Origin of the sequence: Campylobacter sp. 107 (assembly GCF_002383835.1) — a bacterium.
In the GTDB taxonomy this organism is placed as follows: Bacteria; Campylobacterota; Campylobacteria; order Campylobacterales; family Campylobacteraceae; genus Campylobacter_D; species Campylobacter_D jejuni.
The window spans coordinates 1-21,301 of record NZ_NXBA01000062.1; the positions used below are offsets into that span (position 1 = coordinate 1).

Below are 21,301 nucleotides of genomic sequence, written 5' to 3' on the forward strand. Positions count from 1 at the left end.
TATCTCATCCAAAGTAGATTTATGTATCTTAAAATCTTCAGGAAGTCCTGCAGCTTTGTTAAAATCACTTCCCATATAGCCATCTTTATCTACACTATAACCATAGGCTGTATTAGTAGAAGTATTACTTATATCTACTTGTTTATATTTTAGAGTATAAATAGAGTTTTTAAATTCACTAGATATATCATAATTAGGAGAACTTGTTTTACTACTTATACTAAAATTAGTATTATTGCTAGTATTTGTTGTATTAGTAGAATTTAATACTTCACTTCTTGCTAGAGTTTGTGAATTTGCACTTTGAATTTCATTTAATTTACTAGCATTTTGTTTTAAAAAAGCATTAGCAAAACTTATTTTAGAATTTTCTTTACTTTCTTTATTAGCTTTTGCTTGTGAAAGTATAGAACCATAGTTTGAGTTATCATTGATACTAAAGATACTCATATTAATTCCTTAATTTAGATTTTTCTGCCTTCAACCTAAATATATTAAAATAATATAAGCAAAATCTGTTCCGTTTTGGGGTGGAGTTATTTTTCTAAATAAATTTTTAAAGCCTTTTCATAGTCTTCTTTGGTATCAATCCCCATGCTTGCTGTTGAAATTTCAAGCATTTTGATTTTTTTACCATTTTCTATAGCTCTTAATTGCTCTAATTTTTCCGCTCTTTCAAGTGCAGAACTTAATAAAGAACAAAACTCTCTTAAAGCTTTTACACTATAAGCATAAATGCCTAAATGCCCTTTAAAACTTTCCTCGTAATTTTCTCTTTCATAAGGGATTTTAGCTCTTGAAAAATACAAAGCATATCCTTCTTTATCGCAAAGCACTTTAACCAAATTAGGATCCATAGCTTCTTCTTGAGTGATTTTTTTATAACAACTCGCCATAAAAGCTTTTTTATCCAAGCAAGAACTTGCAAATTCTTTAAATTTTAATAAATTTTCACATTCTATAAAAGGCTCATCAGCTTGGACATTGATAATAATCTCATCATCTTTTAAAGATAGTTTCTTACAAGCTTCATTAATCCTATCCGTACCGCTTTCATGATCTTTGCTTGTTAAAACTGCATTTAAACCATATTCTTTAGCGATGCTTAAAACCTTTTCATCATCTAAAGCTATACAAACTTCATCCACACTACTTACCCTTCTTGCAGTAGCCACAAACATAGGCACTCCACCTACATCACATAAAATTTTCTCATGAAAACGACTTGATTTTAATCTTGCAGGAATAATAATCATTTTTGCATCCAATCTAAAATTTCTTTTTTTATATTTTTGGCTTCAAATACCTTTTCATCGCTATTTTTCAAGTCAAATAAAGCTAAAATTTCATCTTTAACTTGGACATTAAACTCTTTAGCTATAAATTTTAAATCTTCTTTTTCATTCTTAGAATCTCTATCGTATAAAGCTTTTATCATACTTGGAGTAAATTTTGTCCATTCTGCTGTAGAGGTAATAATGCTAGGTTTTAAAGGATCAAGCATTTTAAAACAAGTTGCGGTGTGCGGATCGATTAAAATCTTGCTTTGTTTGATAAATTGCATACATTCTTCATCGGTGCAAAAATCCGCCTCAAAATCTTCTTGCAAACTTTGCAATTCTTCTTTTTCAAGTTTAAAATATCTCTCATTTTTCAACAAATTCATCAGTTCTTTGGTTCTTTTATCTTTAAATTTCGCAAACAAAAGTCTTTCGATATTAGATGAAATAAGTATATCCATAGCTGGAGAAATAGTCTTCTTAAGACTTTTTTCACGCAAATCATAAACGCCATGATTAAAAAATTCACTCAAAATATTATTCACATTTGAAGCGATTTTGATTTTTGAAATTTTAGCTCCCATTTTTTTAGCATAAAAAGCCCCTAAAGCATTGCCAAAATTTCCACTTGGAACAATGATTTGTACTTCTTCTAAAAACTCATTAAAAAGTTTTAAACTCGCATAATAATGATAAATAATCTGAAATAAAATACGCCCAAAATTTACAGAATTCGCTGCGCAAAGCTCATAATTTAAAGCTTTAATTTCGTTTTGAAAATCTTTTGAAAAAAGCAATTCTTTTAAAGTGCGTTGCGCTGCGTCAAAATCCTCATCTATAGCAAAAACTTTCAAATTATCCTTATCTAAAGCTCGCATTTGCAACTCTTGAACTCCACTTGTTCCACCTTTTGGATACATACAAGCTACTTTAACATTTTTTGCATTTTCAAAGCTTTTTAGGGCTGCAGGTCCTGTATCGCCGCTCGTAGCACAAATAATTAAAATATTTTTATCCTTTGAAAATTCGCTTAAAAGCACGCCAAAAGGCTGTAAAGCCATATCTTTAAAAGCTCTTGTAGGCCCATGCCAAAGCTCGTTAATATAGGTTTTTTCAGAGATTTTTTGCAAAGAAATAGGTGTATTTTTATCATCAAAGCTTTCGTAACTTTTCAAAGCCTTTTTAAAAAGCTCTTCTTCGCCAAAACCAAAACTTTCTATAAGCTTTAAAGCAAAATCTTTATAAGACAAATTGGCATATTTTTCTCCTTCAAAAATAGGCAAATTTAAAGGTGAGTAAAGCCCTCCTTCCGGAGCGTTTGGGTTAATCAAAGCTTCCTTAAAACTTGATACATTATTTACATTTCTACTCTCGACTAATTTCATTGCTCAAACTCCTTGATATAAGTTTTTATTTTTTCCCTTAATGAATCTTTTAATTCTATATTTAATTCTATAATTTGACATTTAAAACCAAAATCTTTAACTTTAACAAAATCCTTAAAAGTAAGCATTAGTGTATCGCAATTATGTTTTTTTAGCAAATTTTCTAATTCTTCTTTTTTAAACTCATAATGATCTTTAAAAAAATAACAAGCCCTTGCTTTGATAAAATGCTCATACAATCTAAAAGGTTTAGCAATAGCAGTTGCCAAAACAGCCTTTGGATTTTCTTTTACAAAAGAATAACGCACAAAATCCCTGCCTTCTAATGCAATAAAATCAGCCCTTTTTTCATAAAATTTTGGCAAACGATAAGCTCCACTTGGTAAAGTAAAATCAAAATAAGGTTTGATTTTACTTTCAAGCAAAATATCAAATTTTTTAATATGAAATTTAGAAAAAGCATCATCGAGTACAACGATTTTAGCTCCCAATTCAAAGGCTTTTTCAATACCTTTTACTCTATCTTCACTTACAATCACACCTTTGATATTTTCTTCAAAAGCATACTCCATAGCTTCATCGCCACTTTGTGCTAAGGTGCATAAAATTTCATTTTGATTTTTAACAACAAACAAACCTTTAGACTTTCTTTTATAGCCCCTAATTACTATAAAAACACCATCAAATTCCCTTGCTATAGCTTTACAAAGCGGGGTTTTTCCATTACCTCCAAAACTTAAATTACCAACACTAATAACAGGTTTTTTAAAAACTATTTTTTTACGAAAAAAAGTATTTAAAATCGCAAAAAAAGCATAAAGCACACTTAAAGGTAAAAGTATAAAAGCAAGGCATTTTTGCCAAAAATTAGGCTTAAAAAAATAATTATCAAGCCAAAGTTCATAATTTTTTTCTTCACTCATTGTTTAAATTTCCAAAATTTCAGGCATTTTTCTTTTAAAAGCATTTTTTTGCATGCGATTTTTTAACATAGTAATCAAAGAAGGATCAAGCATTCTTAAAAGTTTTTCATCATTAGTTTCTAAGGCTTTTAAACCTTCATCGATTTTTGCATAAGAAAAACCTAAATCCGCCTCATCGCTTTGATTTTCCCAAAGATCCGCACTTGGAACTTTTTTGATAAAATTTTCATGCAAGTTAAGGTATTTTGCTAAGGCATAAATTTCACTTTTATAAAGTGATCCTATAGGATTAAAAGCACAAGCTAAATCTCCATAAATCGTACCATAACCTAAGAGCAATTCGCTTTTATTAGAAGTACCTATGACTAAAGAATTTTTCAAGGCAGAATAATCATAAAGCAAACTCATTCTAATACGCGCTGCAAAATTTCCCAAAGATACTAGAGTAGTATTTTCACTTTGCTTTATAAAAGCATCTAAAATACTTTGAATTTCTATGATTTTATATTCAAGATTTAAATCCGCACAAAGCCTTAAAGCATCTTCAAGATTGGCTTTATTTGAAATTTGAGTTGGCATTAAAAGAGCAAAAACATTCTCTTTTAAAGTTCTTTTGCAAAGCGTTGCTACTAAAGCAGAATCAATCCCACCACTAAGCCCCAAAACCACACCTTGACTTTGAGAATTTTTCACTTTTTCTTGTATAAAATCACACATTTTTTCCGTAATCTTTTGCCAATCCATAAAGCTTGCCTTTTAAAAATTTAATGTATAATTATATTTATTTAAGGCAAATTTTTTATTAAAGAGGCAAAAAATGCAAATTATCAAACAAGCTTGTGGAGCTTATGAGACAAATTGTTATATTTTATTTGGTGAGCATGGAGAAATTATAATTGATCCTGGTTTTGATGCGCTAAATTTCATCAAAAAACATGTAAAAAATCCTTTAGCGATTTTAAACACTCACGGACATTACGATCATGTTTGGGATAATGAAAAAGTAAAACAAGCCTATCAAATCCCCATTTATATTCATAAAAATGATACTTTTATGCTTGAAGATCCTTTTAATCAAGGTTTTATGCCTAGCAAAGCGGATTATTTGATTGATGATGAAAATATCATTTCTATAGGCGGACTTGACTTTAAATTTCGCTTTTTACCAGGACATACACCAGGTTGCACTATGATAGAAATTGTAGGTAAAAATATCATGTTTAGTGGAGATTTTTTATTTTATAGAAGCATAGGAAGATGGGATTTTCCTTATTCAGATGCAAATTTAATGAAACAAAGCTTAGAAAAAGTTATGACTTACAAAGAAGATTTTAAACTTTTGCCAGGACATGGACAAGAGACTACTTTAAAAGAAGAACAAGTCCATTTACCCTCTTGGCTTAGATACTTTTAAGGTATATTCAAAATGGAATTAGATCAAATTTTATTATATGCTTTTATTTTTTTAAATCTTTTTGCCCTTTTTGGTTTATTTTTGGGAAATAAAAAGAAAAATCAATTTAACGATAAAAAATTTTACAAAATCTGCCCATGTAAAAAAATGGCAGAAAATGGATCTTTAAGTACGATTTGTATTTATTCAGCTGTGGGGGGATTTTTTTATAGTGTATTGTCTATAGGTTTTATAGGTTTTGGTAATTGGACCTTAAATTTTATTTTTTTACTTGCATTATTAAGTGTTTTTTTAGGGTGGAAATTAAAACTTGATTGAAAAATATTTTTAAGAAAAATCCATTGATTTTTCTTAATTTTTATTTAAAAGTTGTACCACCATCAACGATGAAAGTATGTCCTGTCACCCAACTTGCCTTACTTGAACAAAGAAAAAGACATGCTCCAGCCAAATCTTCAGGCTGCCCCATGCGATTTAAAGGGCTTAAATTTATAGTAGCCTGTTTTACTTCTTCATAATTTGTAAAAGCTCTTAAAGCATCAGTTTCAATAGGCCCACCACTTACGACATTTACACGGATATTTTTTTCTCCAAGTTCAGTAGCCGCATATCTTGCCATAGCTTCTACAGCGGCTTTTGCTGTACCATGACCTGAATAATTTTCTATATACACTAAATTTCCTGTAGATGAGATAGAAATAATGCTTCCACCCCCTACTTTTTCCATCTTTTTAGCTGCTTCTTGTGCGCCCACAACAAAAGCATTTACTGTGGCTGTAAAAATGTTATTAATTCCCTTTGGTTTTAACTTCATAAATTTAGTATAGCCGCCTACAACCGCACGTCCTGAAATGATAGCATTTGAGATAAAATAATCCACTCTATCAAAATCCACATCAATTTTTTCAAAAAGTTCTTTATAAGTTTCAGGTTCTAAAATATTAAACTCATAAGCTCTAGCTTTGATTTTATAATTTTTCTCCAAATCTTGAACCATTTCATCAGCAATTTGCGCATTAGAATTATAAGTAAAAGCTATATTTGCACCCACTTTAGCAAATTCATAAACTATAGCTTTGCCTATCCCGCGAGTTCCACCGCTAATCACTAAAGTTTTTCCTTGAAATTCTGTATTCATTAAAATCCTTTGATCTTATATTTTTTCATCACTTCTTCAATTTTAGCAAAATTTTCCTTACTTGGAGAACAAAGAGGAAGTCTAAATTCCAAACTTTCTATCAATCCAGCTATATACATAGCCGTTTTAATAGGAATAGGATTACTTTCGCAAAATAAAATTTTATTGATATTATAAAGCTCATCATTGATTTTTTTAGCTTCTTTATAATTTTCATCTAAAGCAAAATGAGTTAAAGCGCTAATCATATCGGGTAATAAATTTGAAGTTACTGAAATCACTCCCTTTCCACCATTTGAAAGTATAGGATAATTGATCGCATCTTCCCCTGAAATAAGCATCATTCTAGGTTCGTGTGCAAGTAAATCCACACACTTATCGATATTTCCACTCGCTTCTTTTACTCCATAAATATTTTCACAATCTCTAAAAAGCTTGATAATAGTATCCGTTGAAATTTCACAACCTGTTCTTCCTGGAACATTATATAAAAGTACAGGAATATCTACACTTTGCGCAATAGCCTTATAATGCTCGTAAAGTCCTTGTTGCGTAGGTTTATTATAATACGGTGCCACACTTAAAATCCCATCAGCACCATGTTCTTTAGCAAATTTAGCCAAACCCACTGCCTCATGAGTTGCATTACTTCCAGCACCCGCTAAAACCTTAACTTTAGTTCCTTTGCAAGTCTCAACGGCTATTTCTATGCAAGTTCTATGTTCTTCATGGGTTAAAGTTGCACTCTCTCCTGTTGTTCCTACTGGAACTACTGCATCAATGCCATTTTCTATTTGTCTTTTAATCAATCTTGCATAACTTTGCTCATCAACTTTTCCATTTTTAAACGGTGTAATAAGAGCAGTCATCGCCCCAATGATAATATTTTTATCCATTTGAATCCTTTCTTAGAATTACCGTAGTTGAATTTTCTTGAATAAAATATTTTTTAGCACAAGAAATCAAATCTTTTAATTCCAAATTTTGTATATCTTTCTCATAATTTAACAAAGGATTGATATCTCCTCTTGCTAGATATGAACCATAAATATTTGCCACTGCACTAGCATTGTTAAGTGAGAAAATAAAATCACTTTTGACATTATTTTTCACTCTTTGCAAATCTTTTTGAGAAATTTTACCCATTTTAAGTTTATAAATGATTTTTAAAAGTTCTTTTTCTACTTTTTCTGCATTAACATTGGGATTACAATTACAAATAAAAATAAATAAATTTTCATCTATACAATCATTAACATAAGCATAATAATCATTGATTAAATTTAATTTATCAATCAAAATTTCACTCATTAAAGAACTTTTCCCACTTCCTAAAAGCTCGGATAAAGCATTTAAAGCAGGTATATCTTTGTGCTTGAAATTTGGAATTTTATAAGCAAGGGCTAATAATTCAGTATCTGAGTTTTTATGCAAATATATTCTTTTTGCTCCATCTTGCTTAGGCTCTTTTGTGTAAATTTTAGGTATAGTCTTAGTATTTTTAATCTTTTCAAAATGTTTTTTTGAAAGCTCAAAAACTTCTTTACTTTCTATATCGCCACTTACAAGTAAAATCGCATTTTTAGGTTGATAATAAATACTATGAAATTCTTTAATATCTTCAATACTCCAATTTTCTATATCTTTAAAAAAACCTATAGGAGTCCAATGATAAGGATGATACATAAATGCGTGATTAAAAAGCCTAAAATAAAGATATCCCAAAGGATTATTATCTGTTCTCCATCTACGCTCTTCTAAAACCACTGCTCTTTCAGGCTGAAATTCTTCATCTTTTAAATTTAAATTCTCCATAAGTTCTGCAAAAAGTTCCAAAGCTTTATCTAAATTTTTCTTCGCACATTTAATATAATAATGAGTATAGTCAAAACCTGTGCTTGCATTATCCACGCCACCAAAACCCTTAACAATCTCATCAAATTCGCCAGCTTTTAAATTTTTAGTACTTTTAAAATTTAAATGTTCTAGCATATGAGCTATGCCGCTTTTTCCCATAATCTCATTTCTTGAACCCACTTTATAAAAAATATCAACGCTAATCACATCGCTATTTTTATTTACAGGCAAAGCATAAACTTCAAGCTTGTTTTTTAATTGAATTTTTTCATAAGCAATCATTTTAAATTTACCCCAACAGCTTCACTAATGTGTAAAAACCCATCTTTTCTTAAAAGCTCTATAAGATTTTGATTGATATTTTTTACCAAAGAAGGACCTTTAAAAATCAAAGCTGTATAAACTTGCACCAAATTAGCCCCATTTTTAATACGCTCATAAGCAATATCAGCACTATCAATCCCTCCACTTGCAATAAGCAAGGTTTTGCCAAAAAGAATTTTAGCTACTTCTTTGAAAAAAATACCACTTTTTTCTGTAATCAACCTTCCACTAATACCACCAAAAGTACGATTATTATCTAGTAAGCTATAATCAACACTAGTATTGGCTAATATAAACCCATCTGCACCTTTTTTAATAGCATTTTCACATAAATTTAAAGCATCATCTATTTTCATATCAGGAGCAATTTTTATCAAAATAGGCTTAGAAGTAATTTTTTTGGCTTCTTCAAGCAAGGTATTTAAAAAATCATCATTTTGCAACTCTCTTAAATTTTTAGTATTAGGAGATGAGATATTAACGATAAAATAATCACATAAATCCTTAAAATCTCTAAACAAAGTAAAATAATCCTCCAAGGCTTTATCATTTGGAGTGATTTTATTTTTCCCTATATTTACCCCTAAAGGCAAAACAAAAGGATGGGTTTTTGCAAGTCTTAAAGCAATCTTTTCGGCACCTTCGTTGTTAAAACCCATAGCATTTTGTATACTTTCTTGTTTTACAAGTCTAAATAGGCGTGGCTTTTCATTGCCTTCTTGAGGTTTTGGAGTAAAAGTTCCCACTTCCAAAAAGCCAAATCCTAAAGCACTCAAAGGTCTTATCATAGTAGCATTTTTATCAAAGCCTCCTGCTAAACCTACAGGATTATTAAAATCAAGTCCAAGTAATTTTTGCCTTAAACTCTCATCATCAACTATATATTTGTGTGCTAAAAAACTTAAAGCTCCTGGAAAACTAGCACTTAAAGCCCTTAAGCTACATTCAACCAAAGCATGTGCATGCTCAGGGTTTAACTTAAAAAGTAAAGGTTTTATCATTTCATAAGCCATTTTTTAATCCTTTTTGAAATTCTAACTAAAATTAACTAAAGCTAGGCTTTGTTTTTTCTTTGCTTTTAAATTTTTGATACAAAGAACAAGTTTGCAAAAGCTCTTCATCTTTACCTATTGCCAATACCTTACCCTTATCCAATACTACTATTTTATCTGCATTTTCTATAGTGCTTAAACGATGTGCAACCACTAAAATCAATCTGTCTTGTTTTAAATTTTCTATAGTTTTAACTATTGCTTTTTCACTTTCATTATCCAAAGCTGAAGTTGCTTCATCAAAAATAAGCACATCAGGATTTTTATATAAAGCTCTAGCGATTGCTATTCTTTGTTTTTGTCCTCCACTTAAGTTTTTACCATGTTCTTTCACTTCAGCCCAAATCCCGCCCATTTCCTTAACAAATTCACAAGCATTGGCCAATTTTAAAGCTTGAACGACTTTTTCTTCTTCTAACTCTTCACTATAGGCAATATTTGCAGCAAAGCTATCATTAAAAAGATAAATATTTTGCGTTACAAGTCCTATTTTAGCATGTAAGCTTTCTATGGTAAAAGTGCTAATATCTTCTTGATTGAGTAAAATTTTACCTTTTTGCTTTTCATAAAAATACATCAAAAGATTAATAATAGAAGATTTGCCACCCCCACTTGTCCCTACAAGAGCAAGCATTTGCCCTTTAACAAAATCAAAATTTACGCCTTTTAAAACACTTTTATGCGGGTTTTCATAAGCAAATTCAACATTTTCAAAGCTAATTTTTTCAATGTTTTTTAATTCTTTGCTTCCACCTTTAATTTGAGGTTCTAAATCCAATAAATAAAAAGTTCTTTCACTTGCCGCAACAGCACCTTGAAGTTTTCCATATAAAGACGAAAGACGCTTTAAAGGAGTATATATCGCAAAAAGTGCTGAAACAAAACTGATAAAACTTCCCACACTCATAGAACCATTGATAACCTCTCTACCTCCTACAATAATCACCACAGCAACCCCAACAGAGCCCATCATATCCATTAAAGGACTTGTAAGTGCATCAATACGTGCGGATTTTAGGTTTAATTTACACAAAGTATCATTATGCTTAGCAAATTTATCACTTTCTTTTTTTTCATTATCATTAGCTTTGATCAATTCAATATTTGAAAAAATTTCACCCAAATAAGAAAGCAAATCCGAATTTGTTTCTTGTATATTTCTTGCATATTTTTTAAGTTTTTTAGCAAACCATACCAAAGGAAAAATAGCTAAAGGCAAAATCACTAAAGCAAAAAAAGCCAAAGTAGGACTTTGATACAAGACTACCGCAAGCAGTCCTATAGCAGTTAAAAGCTCTCTAAAAAAATCAGGAATAATGTTTGATACTATGCTTTGAAGCGCATTAATATCATTAGTACAACGACTTACAAGCTCTCCGCTTCTGTAGCGTTTAAAAAAATCCATATCCAAGCGTAAAACATTTTTTAAAACCCTAGCACGCAATACTCTTAACATATCTGTTCCTATAAAGGAAACATAAAAACTTTGTAAATAAGTTCCAAGATTTTTAAAAAAATACATCAATACTAGCAAAAAAGGCACTGTATAAAGTAAAGCTTCATTTTTTTCAACGAAAATATAATTTAAAATAGGCTCTAAAGCATAAAAACTTCCAGCAGTTCCTCCGCTTGCTAAAATCATACCGAAAATAGCTATAGCAAATTGTTTCCAATATCTTTTATAAAAGGGCTTAAAGCGTATTAAAACCTCTTTTAAATTCATCTCATTATGCATTTATTTTCTCCCAAATTGTTCCATTTGGAGTATCTAAAAGAGTGATTTTTTTACTACTTAGTTGTTCCCTTATTGTATCAGCTGTGTTAAAATCTTTGTTTTTCTTAGCCTCAGTTCTTTCTAAAATTAACTTTTCAATCTCTTCTCGTTCTTCTTTGCTTACACCCCATTGAAAATATAAAGTTGTATCCATAAAACCAAAGCCAAAAATTTTAGCTAGCTCACTTAAAGCTTCTTTGATATTTTGTTTTAAAATTTTATTTTTGCTTTCTTTATCCAACTCTAAATTTGCACTACTGATAAAATCATCCAAAAGAGCTAAGGCTTTAGAAACATTTAAATCATCATTTAAAATCTCTAAAATTTGCTTAGCAATTTCGCTTTTTATTTCAATATCATTTAAAACATCAAAATCAGAAATTTCACCTAAATCCAATCTTTTTTTAAGGCGATAAAATTTATCTAAACGTTTTTTAGCATTTTCTAAATCCGATAAAGAATAATTAAAATGAGATCTATAATGAGAACTCAAAAGATAAAATCTTAAAGCCTCGCCCATAAATTCTTTTAAAGCATCTTTTATAAAAAAACTATTATTTAAACTTTTACTCATTTTTTCGCCATCGATTTTTACAAAACCATTGTGAAGCCAAATATTTGCTAATTTTCTCTTACATCCACAACGACATTGCGCAGCTTCATTTTCATGATGAGGAAAAAGCAAATCTATCCCTCCAGCATGTATATCAAGAGTATTTTCAAAAATAGAATCAATCATAGCAACACATTCAGTATGCCAACCTGGACGCCCTTTGCCAAATTCACTTTCGTAAAAATTTTCATCAAATTTCCAAAGCACAAAATCGCTTTCATTTCTTTTTTGCACTTCATTACTTAGACGAGAGATATTTTCTTCTAAATTGCGATTTGATAGGCTTAAATATTTTTCATCTTTACTTGTATCAAAATAAATTCCATCTTCTAGAGTATAAACAAACCCATCCTTAGCAAGCTTTTTAATCAAATCAAGCATAGCTGTTATATAATGCGTTGCACGAGGTTTAAAATCAGGATCTAATACATTTAAAACCCTCATATCCTCTTCATAACTTTTGATATAAAATTCCGTAATTTCCTCTAAAGTTTGACCACTTTGAGCCATTTTTTTCAAAATCTTATCATCAATATCTGTATAATTTCTAGCAAATTTTACCCTATTGCCCTGAGCAAGCAAAACCCTACGCAAAAGATCAAAACAAACGCTACTTCTTGCATGTCCTAAATGTGCATCATCATAAACCGTAGGTCCGCATAAATAAATACTAATATCTTTTTTATCAAGTTTTATTTTCTCTTTTGTTACACTATCTAATAATCTCATTAAAAACTCCTTTAAAACTTGTAAAAATTCCTATAAAAAAACTTAAAATATAAGGTTTAATCAAAATAAGTAAGATCGTAAAAACAATCAAAGCAACTATAACCAATAAGCAAATTTTAATAGATATTAAAGCAAAAAATTTCTTAAAACCAAATTCTTTGATATTAGCTCCAAGCAAATAAAAAGCACTAATAGAGCTTGAAAGTGCTACTGCAATAACCTTTAAACTTTCATCTTTAATCAAAAATATAAAAGCCATAGAACATAAAGCACTGATAATTAAAGATTTTACCGCGATCCAAGCTGCTGTTTTTTGTTTAAATTTTGCATAAAGCCACAAAGAAAAAAGCTTTTGCAAACCAAAAGGTAAAAGCCCTATAAGATAAGCAATCAAAACATAAGCCGTAATCACACTATCTTCGTGAGTGAAATTTCCTCTTTCAAATAAAAGCTTTGAAATTTCCAAAGCAAACACAGAACCTATAATACTAGAAGCAATAAGTAAAATGCTTAAAAGCGCTAATGCTCTTTGCATAAATTTTAAGGCTAATTTTTCTTGACCACTTTTTAAATGTTTTAAAATTTTTGGAAAAGAAACTTGAGTTAGAGCGATAGCAAAAAGTGCAAGGGGGAGTTGGAAGACACGATTTGCATAATAAAGATAAGAAATACTCCCGCTCATTAAAAAACTAGCTATAGTTGTATCAAGCAATGAGCTAAATTGAGTCGCAGAAGAACCTAAAACTCCATGAAAAAAATTGCCATAAAAACCTTGTAATTTCGCCTTGGCTTTTTTAAATTTTATACTTAAAGTCATAGCACGAATTACAGGATTGTTTTTTAAAACAAGCAAATGTAAAATAAGCTGTGCCACCCCACTTAAAACCGTTGCATAAGAAAAATAATAAAGTGTATTTTGCGGTGCATTTTTATCCGCAAAAAAAGCAGCTATAACAATACTTAAGTTAAATAATGCTGCAGAAAAAGAGGTAATGAAAAATTTTTGTCTATAATTTAAAATAGCCCCTAAAAAAGTAACTAAAAAAATAAAAAACAAATACCAAAAATTAATCGCCACTAAAGGAGCTGCTAAAGCTATAGTATCTGCGTTAAACCCAAAAGCAAAAAGCTTAGTGAAAAAAGAGGAGAAAAAACTTACTAAAAGACAAAATAAAAAAACTATAAGGCTAAATTGCATCATTACACTAACGCAAAAAGCTCCCTTTTTTTTCGCTTTTACAAAATTAGGCAAAAAACTTTGTCCAAAAGCCCCTTCTGCAAAAATTCTTCTAAAAAAAGCAGGCATTTTTAAAGCCACAAAAAAAATATCACTATAAAGCCCTGCTCCTAAAAAAAGCGCTATTAAAACATCTCTAGCAAGCCCTAAAATTCTTGAAAATAAAATTCCTAAAGCATTGACAATAAAATTTTTAAATACTAAACTCTTCATTAATTTTTTTCATAAATTTCAAAATATAAAGAGAACTATTTTAACTAAAATTGATTAAAAATTGACTATAATTACATTCTTAATTTTTTACAAGGGGAAAGTTTTGACTTTGGATGAAAAAATTATTGCCTATACAGAAAATCCAGCTCGAGAGCTTTTAAGCGTAGCTTCACAAACAAACCTTAGCTTAAATGAGCTTGATTTTAGTTTATTGGCATTTTCTACACAATATCGTTTTGGAGAATTAGAATGGGAAAAAATCTCTGAAAAAGAATTAACTCTTTTTGATAAAGATGAATTTTTTTTAAAAAATGATCTTCAAATCAAGCAAGAATACAAAATAGAAATTTTCCACGGCATAAACCAAAGCAAAGCATCTCAAGCAGTCAAACTGGTTGCGAATAAAAATTTAACCAAAATAATTGCTCAAATTGATTTTGCAAATTTAGACTTTCATGAAAAACTAGCACTAGAACTTTTGCAAAATATTTATAAAAAGATGTTGAAACTTAAATTTTTAATAGGTATCCGCATTTTTGATTTTAAGAAAAATTTAGTGTCTTTTTGCAACCAACATAAAAATACCCCTTTAAATAAAACTATACAAATCACCGTTGCACAAGGTATTGATCCTATAGAAAGTCAAGATGAATCCCTGATCTTGACTTATAAAGAAAAAACCAAAAACTACACTATCGATGAAAAACGCTCAGGTATTATTGTTGTTGATGAAAATGAAGTTGTTTTAAAACACGTCAAATTTAAACAAGGTAAAGAAGGAAAAGACTTAAATTTACACACCTTAAAAGTTTTAGCCGCAAATGAAAATAAAGTTAAATTTTCTTGTTCTTCGGCTTTTAAACAAGTAGAGCAAGATGGATACACAGAATATATAGCTTTAAAAAAAGGTTATGTAGTACAAGATGGTGAAAAATTTGATATCGCCAATGAACTAGATTTTAATGGGGTAGATTTTAAAAATATAGGGATTATAAGAGCTGGACTAGACAAAAATGTCAAAATCAATATAAAATTTCTTTCAGAAGTAAAAGATGCTGTAAATTCTGGCGTTGGGATAGAATGTGAAGAATTAAATGTAGTCGGAAGCGTAGGAAGCAACACTCAACTTAATGCCGCTAAAATGAAAATTGAAGGCACTACACACTCTAAAGCCAAAATTCAAGCCAAACAAGCCTATATAAAAACTCATAGAGGATTTGCAGAAGCCGAAATTTTAAATATAGATTTGCTCGAAGGTGGAACAGTCAAAGCTAAAGAAGTAAGAATTAAACAAAGCCTAGGTGGAAATATACAAGCTGATAAAATTTATATAGAAAATTTAGAAAGTAATAATTCTTGTGTGTTTTTTGAAAACACCACAATAGAACGCATTAACGGGGATAACAATAAATTTCATGCTAAAATTAAAACTCTTGATAAAAATTATGATGAAGAATTTGCGATTTTAGGAGAGCAAATTTCTAAGTTAAATCATAAAATGAATAAAATAAGACAATACATTTTATCAAGTAAAAATGGAATTTTAAGTGTTGAAAAAAAGATAACAGAACTTAAAAATCAAGGTCAAAATGTTCCTATACAATACGAAAAAGCCCTAAAAGATTTCTCTTTACAAAATCTTGAATTAAATAAACTACAAAATGAAGAAAAAGAACTTCTTGAACGCAAAAAATCTTTACAATTAGAATTAATCAATTTGCAAAAAATGCTTTTTGAAGCAACTTTTATAAATAAAAGTGGCAAATGGACTGATATGAATGAGGTCAAATTTTCACTTCTAGAGCCCAAAGAAGATATTTTTTACTCTTCATTTATTAATGAAAGTGCTAAATTTATAAGCATTAAAAAAGTCATACAAAACAACCAAGAAAGTATAGAAATACATAAAAAATTAGATTATGAAGAAAAGGATATAGCATGGTTGTCGGCATCGAAGGAATAATCACAAAAAAAGAACCTACTTTTATCATTGTAAAATGTGCTAGTGGTTTAAGCTATGGGATATTTATTTCGCTTTTTTGTTCTGCTAAAATTCAAACTCAAGAAAAGCACGAGTTTTTTATTACTCAAATCATCAAAGAAGATTCTAATAAATTTTATGGCTTCTTGGATAAGGACGAGCAAAAAATGTTTGAAATGCTTTTAAAAGTCAATGGAGTGGGTGCAAATACTGCTATGGCGGTATGCTCTAGTCTTGATGTAAATTCTTTTTACAAAGCGTTAAGTTTAAGCGATGAAAGTGCGCTTAAAAAAGTACCTGGTATAGGTCCAAAAAGTGCAAAACGCATTATAGTAGAACTTTCAGATACAAAAACCAAACTTGAAAATGTGAGTGATGATAAAAGCGAAGCCTTAGCCGCACTTCTTACTCTAGGCTTTAAACAAGAAAAAATCATAAGTGTTTTAGCAAGCGCTCAAGCAACAAGCACAAGCGAACTCATCAAAGAAGCTCTTAAAAAACTAGGATAAAGGAATAAAATGAAATTTGCAATACTTTTTGGCGGAAATTCTTATGAACACGAGATCAGTATAGTAAGTGCTGTGGTACTTAAAAAAGTTATCAATCAAAATTTAGAATTTATTTTTTGCGATGAAGAAAGAAGATTTTATCATATCCCAAGTGAAAAAATGAATTCTAAAACTTTTAGCACCAAAGCTTATAAAAAAGAAAAAGAACTCTTCATTAAACAAGGAGGTTTTTTTAGCAAAGGTTTTTTAAAAGAAAATAAACTAGAGTGCGAATACGTGATCAATCTTATCCATGGTAGAGATGGAGAAGATGGAAAAATTGCGGCTTTATTTGAGTTTTATTCTATTAAATTTATAGGACCTAGACTTGAAGCTAGTGTATTATCTTTTAACAAAGAACTTACCAAACTTTATGCCAAAAGCGTTGGAGTAAAAACACTTGATTATACCATGCTAAGAAAAAATCAAAACTCTAAAGAAAAGCTTAATTTTCCTTGCATTATCAAACCTGCAAGACTTGGAAGTAGTATAGGTATTAGCATAGTAAAAGATGAAAAAGATTTAGAATACGCCAAAGATGTAGGTTTTGAATTTGATAATGATCTTGTGGTAGAAGAATTTAAAAACAATATCAAAGAATACAATCTTGCAGGATGCATGATCAATGATGAGTTTGTTTTTTCCATCATAGAAGAGCCAAAGAAAAAAGAATTTTTAGACTTTGAACAAAAATATCTTAGCTTTTCAGGACACAATGAGCTTATAGAAGCAAATTTAAGCGAAGAATTAAAAGAAAAACTCAAAGACAGTTTTAAAAAGATCTACAATCCTTTGTTTAAAGGTGCTTTAATACGCTGCGATTTTTTTATACTGGATAATGAAGTATATTTAAATGAAATCAACCCAAACCCTGGTTCTTTGGCTAATTATCTTTTTAAAGATTTTAATACCACTTTAAACGCTTTAGCTGATCAAATTTCACTTGAAAAAATGATAAAAATCAACTACAACTTCCTTCACTCCATCAATGGACAAAAAGGAAAATTATAAGCTTTTAAGTCAAAATACGCTAAATTATACATAAAATTTAGCGTATTTTAGGAAGAAGAATGCTCTCTTTTAAACAAGATGAAATTTACACTGCCACCGAGATGGTAAGAAATTTTAGTCCCATTATGGAAAAACTCAAAAAAAGTGAAAGTGGAAAAATAGTTATTTTAAAAAATAACAAATTTGAAGCTGTAATGCTTAGTATGAAAGAATTTGAACGCTTACAAAATGCCATGCAACTTTTAGAAAATATCTACAAAAATCAAAAGGCTTAAAATGGCTCAAACTCAACTTTCTTATAAAAACAAAACTTATCAAATTTCTTATGAAATTTTAGGTGATCTTTCCTTGCCGCAAATACTTATCTTACACGGCTGGGGAGCTAATAAAGAACTTATGAAACAAAGTTTTTGCCCTTTTTTAAAAGATTTTTGTCAAATTTATATGGATTTGGCAGGTTTTGGAAATTCAAGCGTGGAAGAAATTTTAAACACTCAAGATTATGCCAATATCACAGAACTTTTTTTAAAACAAAAAAAACTCAATGTCTGTTTTTTCATGGGGCATTCTTTTGGTGGAAAAGTAAGCACCCTGCTCGCAAAGGAAAAAGACACCCTAATCTTACTTTCAAGTGCAGGAATTTTAGCTAAAAAATCCCTAAAAGTGCGTTTTAAAATCCGTATTTTTAAAATTTTAAAACTCTTTGGTTTGGGAAAATTTTATCGCTATTTTGCTAGCAAAGACGGAGCAAATCTTAGCCCTATGATGTATGAAACCTTTAAAAATGTTGTTGATGAGGATTTTAGTAAAATTTTTGCCAAGCAAAAGGCTAAAAGCTTGGTTTTTTGGGGAAAAAGCGATGAAGCTACGCCTTTGTATTGTGGTGAAAAAATACATCAACTTTTAAAAAATAGCACTTTTTATCCTTTAGAAGGGGATCATTTTTTCTTTTTAAAACATTCTGCTTTCATAGCTCAAAAAATTAAGGAAATTTAAATGCTTATCAATACTCTTTATTTTATTAATTCTTTATTTTTTAATTTTTGTATAGCTTTTTATCTTATGAGTGCTTTACAATGGTATTCTTATAAATTTAAACGCGTGTTTTTTCATTATCATAAACCTTTGTGGCATTTGTATTTTTTATTTATCCCTTATTTTTTATTCTTAGCTTTTCCTTTATACTCTTTAGCATATTTTGCATTGATCCATACTCCGATTTTGTATTTTTGGAACAAAGGTATAGATAAAAAGCTTGTTTTTACAAGTAAGGTTAAATGGTTTTTTGTTTTTGTTTTTGTTTATAATGCTATTTTTGCTATACTTGCTTTGCGTTTTTCTTTTCTTTTTAATCTTTTTAGTCTTCCTTTTGCTTTATTTAGTCTTAAAATTTATGAGTTTTTTACAAATTTATATTATAAAAAACAAGCCAAAGCCAAACTAAGAGCCAATGAAAATTTAAAAATCATACTCATTACCGCAAGTTTTGGAAAAACAAGTATTAAAAATTTTTTATACGAACTTTTAAAAGATGACTTTAAAAGCTACAAAACACCACGCTCTGTCAATACCTTGTTAGGTATAATTGCTGATATCAATACCAATTTAAGCCAAGATACTCAAATTTACATAGCTGAAGCAGGTGCTAGACTTAAAGGCGATATTGATGAAATCACTCGTTTTTTACAACCTCAAATCAGCATAGTAGGAGAGATAGGCAATGCACATTTAGAGTATTTTAAAAGTGTTGAAAATATCCGCTCAACCAAACTTGAAGCCTTAAATTCCAAAAGACTAGAAAAAGCTTTTTTACACTCTAGTACCCAAAAAGAAGAAGATAAACTCATCAGCCTTTATGATGATAAATTAAGTCTTATTCATTCAAGTCTTGAAGGTTTAGAATTTAAAGTCGATATAGAAAATAAATCCTATGATTTTAAAAGTCAAATTTTAGGGGATTTTAATGCGCAAAATCTTTGTGTTTGTATACTTTGTGCTCATTATCTCGGCATAAAGCTAGAAAAAATTCAAAAGCAAGTTTTAAATATAAATTCCGTAGAACATCGCTTGCAAGTGCTTTCAAGAGAGCCTAAATTTATCATAGATGATGGTTTTAATGGAAATTTTAAAGGTATGAGCACAAGCTATAAACTTTGTAAAAGCTATAAAGGACGCAAAGTTTTAGTAAGTCCTGGTATAGTGGAAGTAAGCGAAGAAGAAAATATAAAACTTGCCAAAATCATCAATGAGTGTTTTGATCTTGCTATCATTAGTGCACAAATCAATGCTGAAATTTTCAAAAAAGAGTTAAAAATAAAAACCATTATACTTAAAGAAAAAAGCCAGCTAGTTCAAACTCTAGCTAAAGAAACAAAAAACGGAGATTTAATACTCTTTTCAAACGATGCGCCTAGCTTTATGTAATTCGCATAAGTATTTGCAAATGTCATCATTTTTAATTTGACTTCGTGCAAATACTTCCTTAAACCCTAGTTTGTCCTAAAAGATTATTGAGTCTATCCGCTATAGAATCAGCAAAAGAATTTATACTTTCACTGCTTGCTTTCCAACCATTAGCCTTTGCTTGATTAAACTGATTATCAAACCAAGCTCCACCATAACCTATGCTTGTATTTTGCCAAGCAACTCCTTTTTCCATTGCATATATACCTGCATCAAGCCAACCATCTTGTGCATAACCTTTTAATAAACTTGCAAAATCAACCTTACCTGTCATAATGTCATCTAAGGAAACGCTAAAAGAAGGATTTGCTTTCATTTCTAGCTCAAGTTTTGCTTCACGAACTTTTGCTTCAGGACTCAAAACAACTTGATTTGAGGATGGAATAGGCGAATAAGACTTTAAAAAACTCATAAACAAAGCTTCTTTAGAATAACTTCCATCTTCATTTTTTGGATAAACTGACATATCAGGATTAAATCCGCCTTCATTTGAAGGTCCTTGCTCCATGCTTTGCGGAGAAAAGTCAAGTTTCATAAGGTTCATACCCAAATTCATAGTAGAATACTTAATCGCTTGTGCTTCGTGAAATTGTTCTGCGTTAAATATATGTGTTACAATATATTCTTTGTTTTGATTGCAACCATCATTTAGTCCTTTTGGTAATTGCTCTAAATCAGCTTCGCTAAAACTTGTTTTATCATTTGGAAATGTACTTATTACTTGATTAAAACTATTATAATGGGATTTAACAATAGAAGCCATATCAAAACTATCATAATAGTTTCCACTGGTTTCACTAGCCATATTATGTTGATTAAATCTCTCTATCTCATCCAAAGTAGATTTATGTATCTTAAAATCTTCAGGAAGTCCTGCAGCTTTGTTAAAATCACTTCCCATATAGCCATCTTTATCTACACTATAACCATAGGCTGTATTAGTAGAAGTATTACTTATATCTACTTGTTTATATTTTAGAGTATAAATAGAGTTTTTAAATTCACTAGATATATCATAATTAGGAGAACTTGTTTTACTACTTATACTAAAATTAGTATTATTGCTAGTATTTGTTGTATTAGTAGAATTTAATACTTCACTTCTTGCTAGAGTTTGTGAATTTGCACTTTGAATTTCATTTAATTTACTAGCATTTTGTTTTAAAAAAGCATTAGCAAAACTTATTTTAGAATTTTCTTTACTTTCTTTATTAGCTTTTGCTTGTGAAAGTATAGAACCATAGTTTGAGTTATCATTGATACTAAAGATACTCATATTAATTCCTTAATTTAGATTTTTCTGCCTTCAACCTAAATATATTAAAATAATATAAGCAAAATCTGTTCCGTTTTGGGGTG

At 29.7% G+C, this 21,301-nt stretch carries 21 protein-coding genes; 8 read left to right on the forward strand and 13 right to left on the reverse strand.

Annotation, left to right across the window (positions count from 1 at the left end; translation table 11 throughout):
* From BGS40_RS07315 to BGS40_RS07335, 5 genes are all read right to left on the reverse strand, one after another.
* Positions 1–450: Cj0814 family flagellar-dependent secreted protein (locus tag BGS40_RS07315; protein ID WP_374220167.1), on the reverse strand; the 450-nt coding region annotated here is incomplete at its 3' end.
* An 86-nt stretch (positions 451–536) separates the two neighbouring features.
* Positions 537–1,256, reverse strand: a complete 720-nt coding sequence (kdsB, locus tag BGS40_RS07320) for a 3-deoxy-manno-octulosonate cytidylyltransferase (protein ID WP_052781901.1) — start codon at positions 1,254–1,256, stop codon at positions 537–539.
* Positions 1,253–2,665 carry a threonine synthase gene (gene thrC / locus BGS40_RS07325; RefSeq protein ID WP_052794351.1) on the reverse strand — a complete coding sequence of 471 codons (1,413 nt, stop codon included), beginning with the start codon at positions 2,663–2,665 and terminating at the stop codon, positions 1,253–1,255. The genes kdsB and thrC overlap by 4 nt, the downstream gene beginning before the upstream one ends.
* Positions 2,662–3,588: a tetraacyldisaccharide 4'-kinase gene (locus BGS40_RS07330; protein ID WP_052794352.1), complete on the reverse strand. Its 927-nt coding sequence runs from the start codon at positions 3,586–3,588 to the stop codon at positions 2,662–2,664. The genes thrC and BGS40_RS07330 overlap by 4 nt, the downstream gene beginning before the upstream one ends.
* A 3-nt stretch (positions 3,589–3,591) precedes the next feature.
* Complete coding sequence (locus BGS40_RS07335; RefSeq protein ID WP_096738561.1) at positions 3,592–4,332, reverse strand: NAD+ synthase; 741 nt, start codon at positions 4,330–4,332, stop codon at positions 3,592–3,594.
* 73 nt (positions 4,333–4,405) lie between these two features.
* Here BGS40_RS07335 and BGS40_RS07340 point away from each other — a divergent pair, with 73 nt between their 5' ends.
* Positions 4,406–5,002, forward strand: a complete 597-nt coding sequence (locus tag BGS40_RS07340) for an MBL fold metallo-hydrolase (protein ID WP_052781869.1) — start codon at positions 4,406–4,408, stop codon at positions 5,000–5,002.
* Positions 5,003–5,014: 12 nt separating this feature from the next.
* Positions 5,015–5,320, forward strand: coding sequence for a hypothetical protein (locus BGS40_RS07345; RefSeq protein WP_002867958.1), 306 nt, complete (start codon positions 5,015–5,017; stop codon positions 5,318–5,320).
* Positions 5,321–5,360: 40 nt separating this feature from the next.
* On the opposite strand, the gene BGS40_RS07350 is transcribed toward BGS40_RS07345, so the two are convergent.
* From BGS40_RS07350 to murJ, 7 genes are read right to left on the reverse strand one after another with little or no spacing between them, the layout of a single operon-like run.
* The gene (locus BGS40_RS07350; protein WP_096738562.1) at positions 5,361–6,140 is read right to left on the reverse strand and encodes an enoyl-ACP reductase; all 780 of its coding nucleotides are present in this window, start codon (positions 6,138–6,140) and stop codon (positions 5,361–5,363) included.
* Positions 6,140–7,036, reverse strand: a complete 897-nt coding sequence (gene dapA, locus BGS40_RS07355; protein WP_002893331.1) for a 4-hydroxy-tetrahydrodipicolinate synthase — start codon at positions 7,034–7,036, stop codon at positions 6,140–6,142. Before dapA ends, BGS40_RS07350 begins: the two co-directional genes overlap by 1 nt.
* Positions 7,029–8,279, reverse strand: a complete 1,251-nt coding sequence (locus BGS40_RS07360; protein WP_096738563.1) for a M16 family metallopeptidase — start codon at positions 8,277–8,279, stop codon at positions 7,029–7,031. The genes dapA and BGS40_RS07360 overlap by 8 nt, the downstream gene beginning before the upstream one ends.
* Positions 8,276–9,334, reverse strand: a complete 1,059-nt coding sequence (locus BGS40_RS07365) for a quinone-dependent dihydroorotate dehydrogenase (protein ID WP_052786696.1) — start codon at positions 9,332–9,334, stop codon at positions 8,276–8,278. Before BGS40_RS07365 ends, BGS40_RS07360 begins: the two co-directional genes overlap by 4 nt.
* Before the next feature lie 31 nt (positions 9,335–9,365).
* The gene (locus BGS40_RS07370; protein WP_052794356.1) at positions 9,366–11,108 is read right to left on the reverse strand and encodes an ABC transporter ATP-binding protein; all 1,743 of its coding nucleotides are present in this window, start codon (positions 11,106–11,108) and stop codon (positions 9,366–9,368) included.
* Positions 11,101–12,489, reverse strand: a complete 1,389-nt coding sequence (cysS, locus tag BGS40_RS07375; protein ID WP_096738564.1) for a cysteine--tRNA ligase — start codon at positions 12,487–12,489, stop codon at positions 11,101–11,103. The genes BGS40_RS07370 and cysS overlap by 8 nt, the downstream gene beginning before the upstream one ends.
* The gene (gene murJ, locus BGS40_RS07380) at positions 12,473–13,939 is read right to left on the reverse strand and encodes a murein biosynthesis integral membrane protein MurJ (protein ID WP_096738565.1); all 1,467 of its coding nucleotides are present in this window, start codon (positions 13,937–13,939) and stop codon (positions 12,473–12,475) included. Before murJ ends, cysS begins: the two co-directional genes overlap by 17 nt.
* Before the next feature lie 103 nt (positions 13,940–14,042).
* On the opposite strand from murJ, the gene BGS40_RS07385 reads away from it, so the two are divergent.
* Genes BGS40_RS07385 through BGS40_RS07410 form a run of 6 tightly spaced genes read left to right on the forward strand, consistent with a single transcriptional unit; the run spans position 14,043 to position 19,903 of the window.
* On the forward strand, positions 14,043–15,902 hold the full coding sequence (locus BGS40_RS07385; RefSeq protein ID WP_096738566.1) for a flagellar assembly protein A: 1,860 nt from the start codon (positions 14,043–14,045) through the stop codon (positions 15,900–15,902).
* Positions 15,878–16,429 (forward strand): Holliday junction branch migration protein RuvA, encoded by a 552-nt coding sequence (gene ruvA / locus BGS40_RS07390; protein ID WP_044778119.1) that lies wholly within the window; start codon positions 15,878–15,880, stop codon positions 16,427–16,429. The genes BGS40_RS07385 and ruvA overlap by 25 nt, the downstream gene beginning before the upstream one ends.
* Before the next feature lie 9 nt (positions 16,430–16,438).
* A complete protein-coding gene (locus tag BGS40_RS07395) occupies positions 16,439–17,479 on the forward strand; it encodes a D-alanine--D-alanine ligase (RefSeq protein ID WP_002938081.1) in 1,041 nt (346 codons plus the stop codon).
* A 59-nt stretch (positions 17,480–17,538) separates the two neighbouring features.
* Positions 17,539–17,754 (forward strand): type II toxin-antitoxin system Phd/YefM family antitoxin, encoded by a 216-nt coding sequence (locus tag BGS40_RS07400; RefSeq protein ID WP_052793888.1) that lies wholly within the window; start codon positions 17,539–17,541, stop codon positions 17,752–17,754.
* 1 nt (position 17,755) lies between these two features.
* Entirely contained in the window at positions 17,756–18,475 is a 720-nt protein-coding gene (locus tag BGS40_RS07405; protein WP_002938078.1) for an alpha/beta fold hydrolase, read from the forward strand.
* Complete coding sequence (locus tag BGS40_RS07410) at positions 18,476–19,903, forward strand: Mur ligase family protein (protein ID WP_096738567.1); 1,428 nt, start codon at positions 18,476–18,478, stop codon at positions 19,901–19,903. It begins immediately after the preceding gene.
* Between the two features lie 58 nt (positions 19,904–19,961).
* On the opposite strand, the gene BGS40_RS07415 is transcribed toward BGS40_RS07410, so the two are convergent.
* Positions 19,962–21,218 carry a Cj0814 family flagellar-dependent secreted protein gene (locus BGS40_RS07415; protein ID WP_096738568.1) on the reverse strand — a complete coding sequence of 419 codons (1,257 nt, stop codon included), beginning with the start codon at positions 21,216–21,218 and terminating at the stop codon, positions 19,962–19,964.
* Positions 21,219–21,301 lie beyond the last annotated feature (83 nt).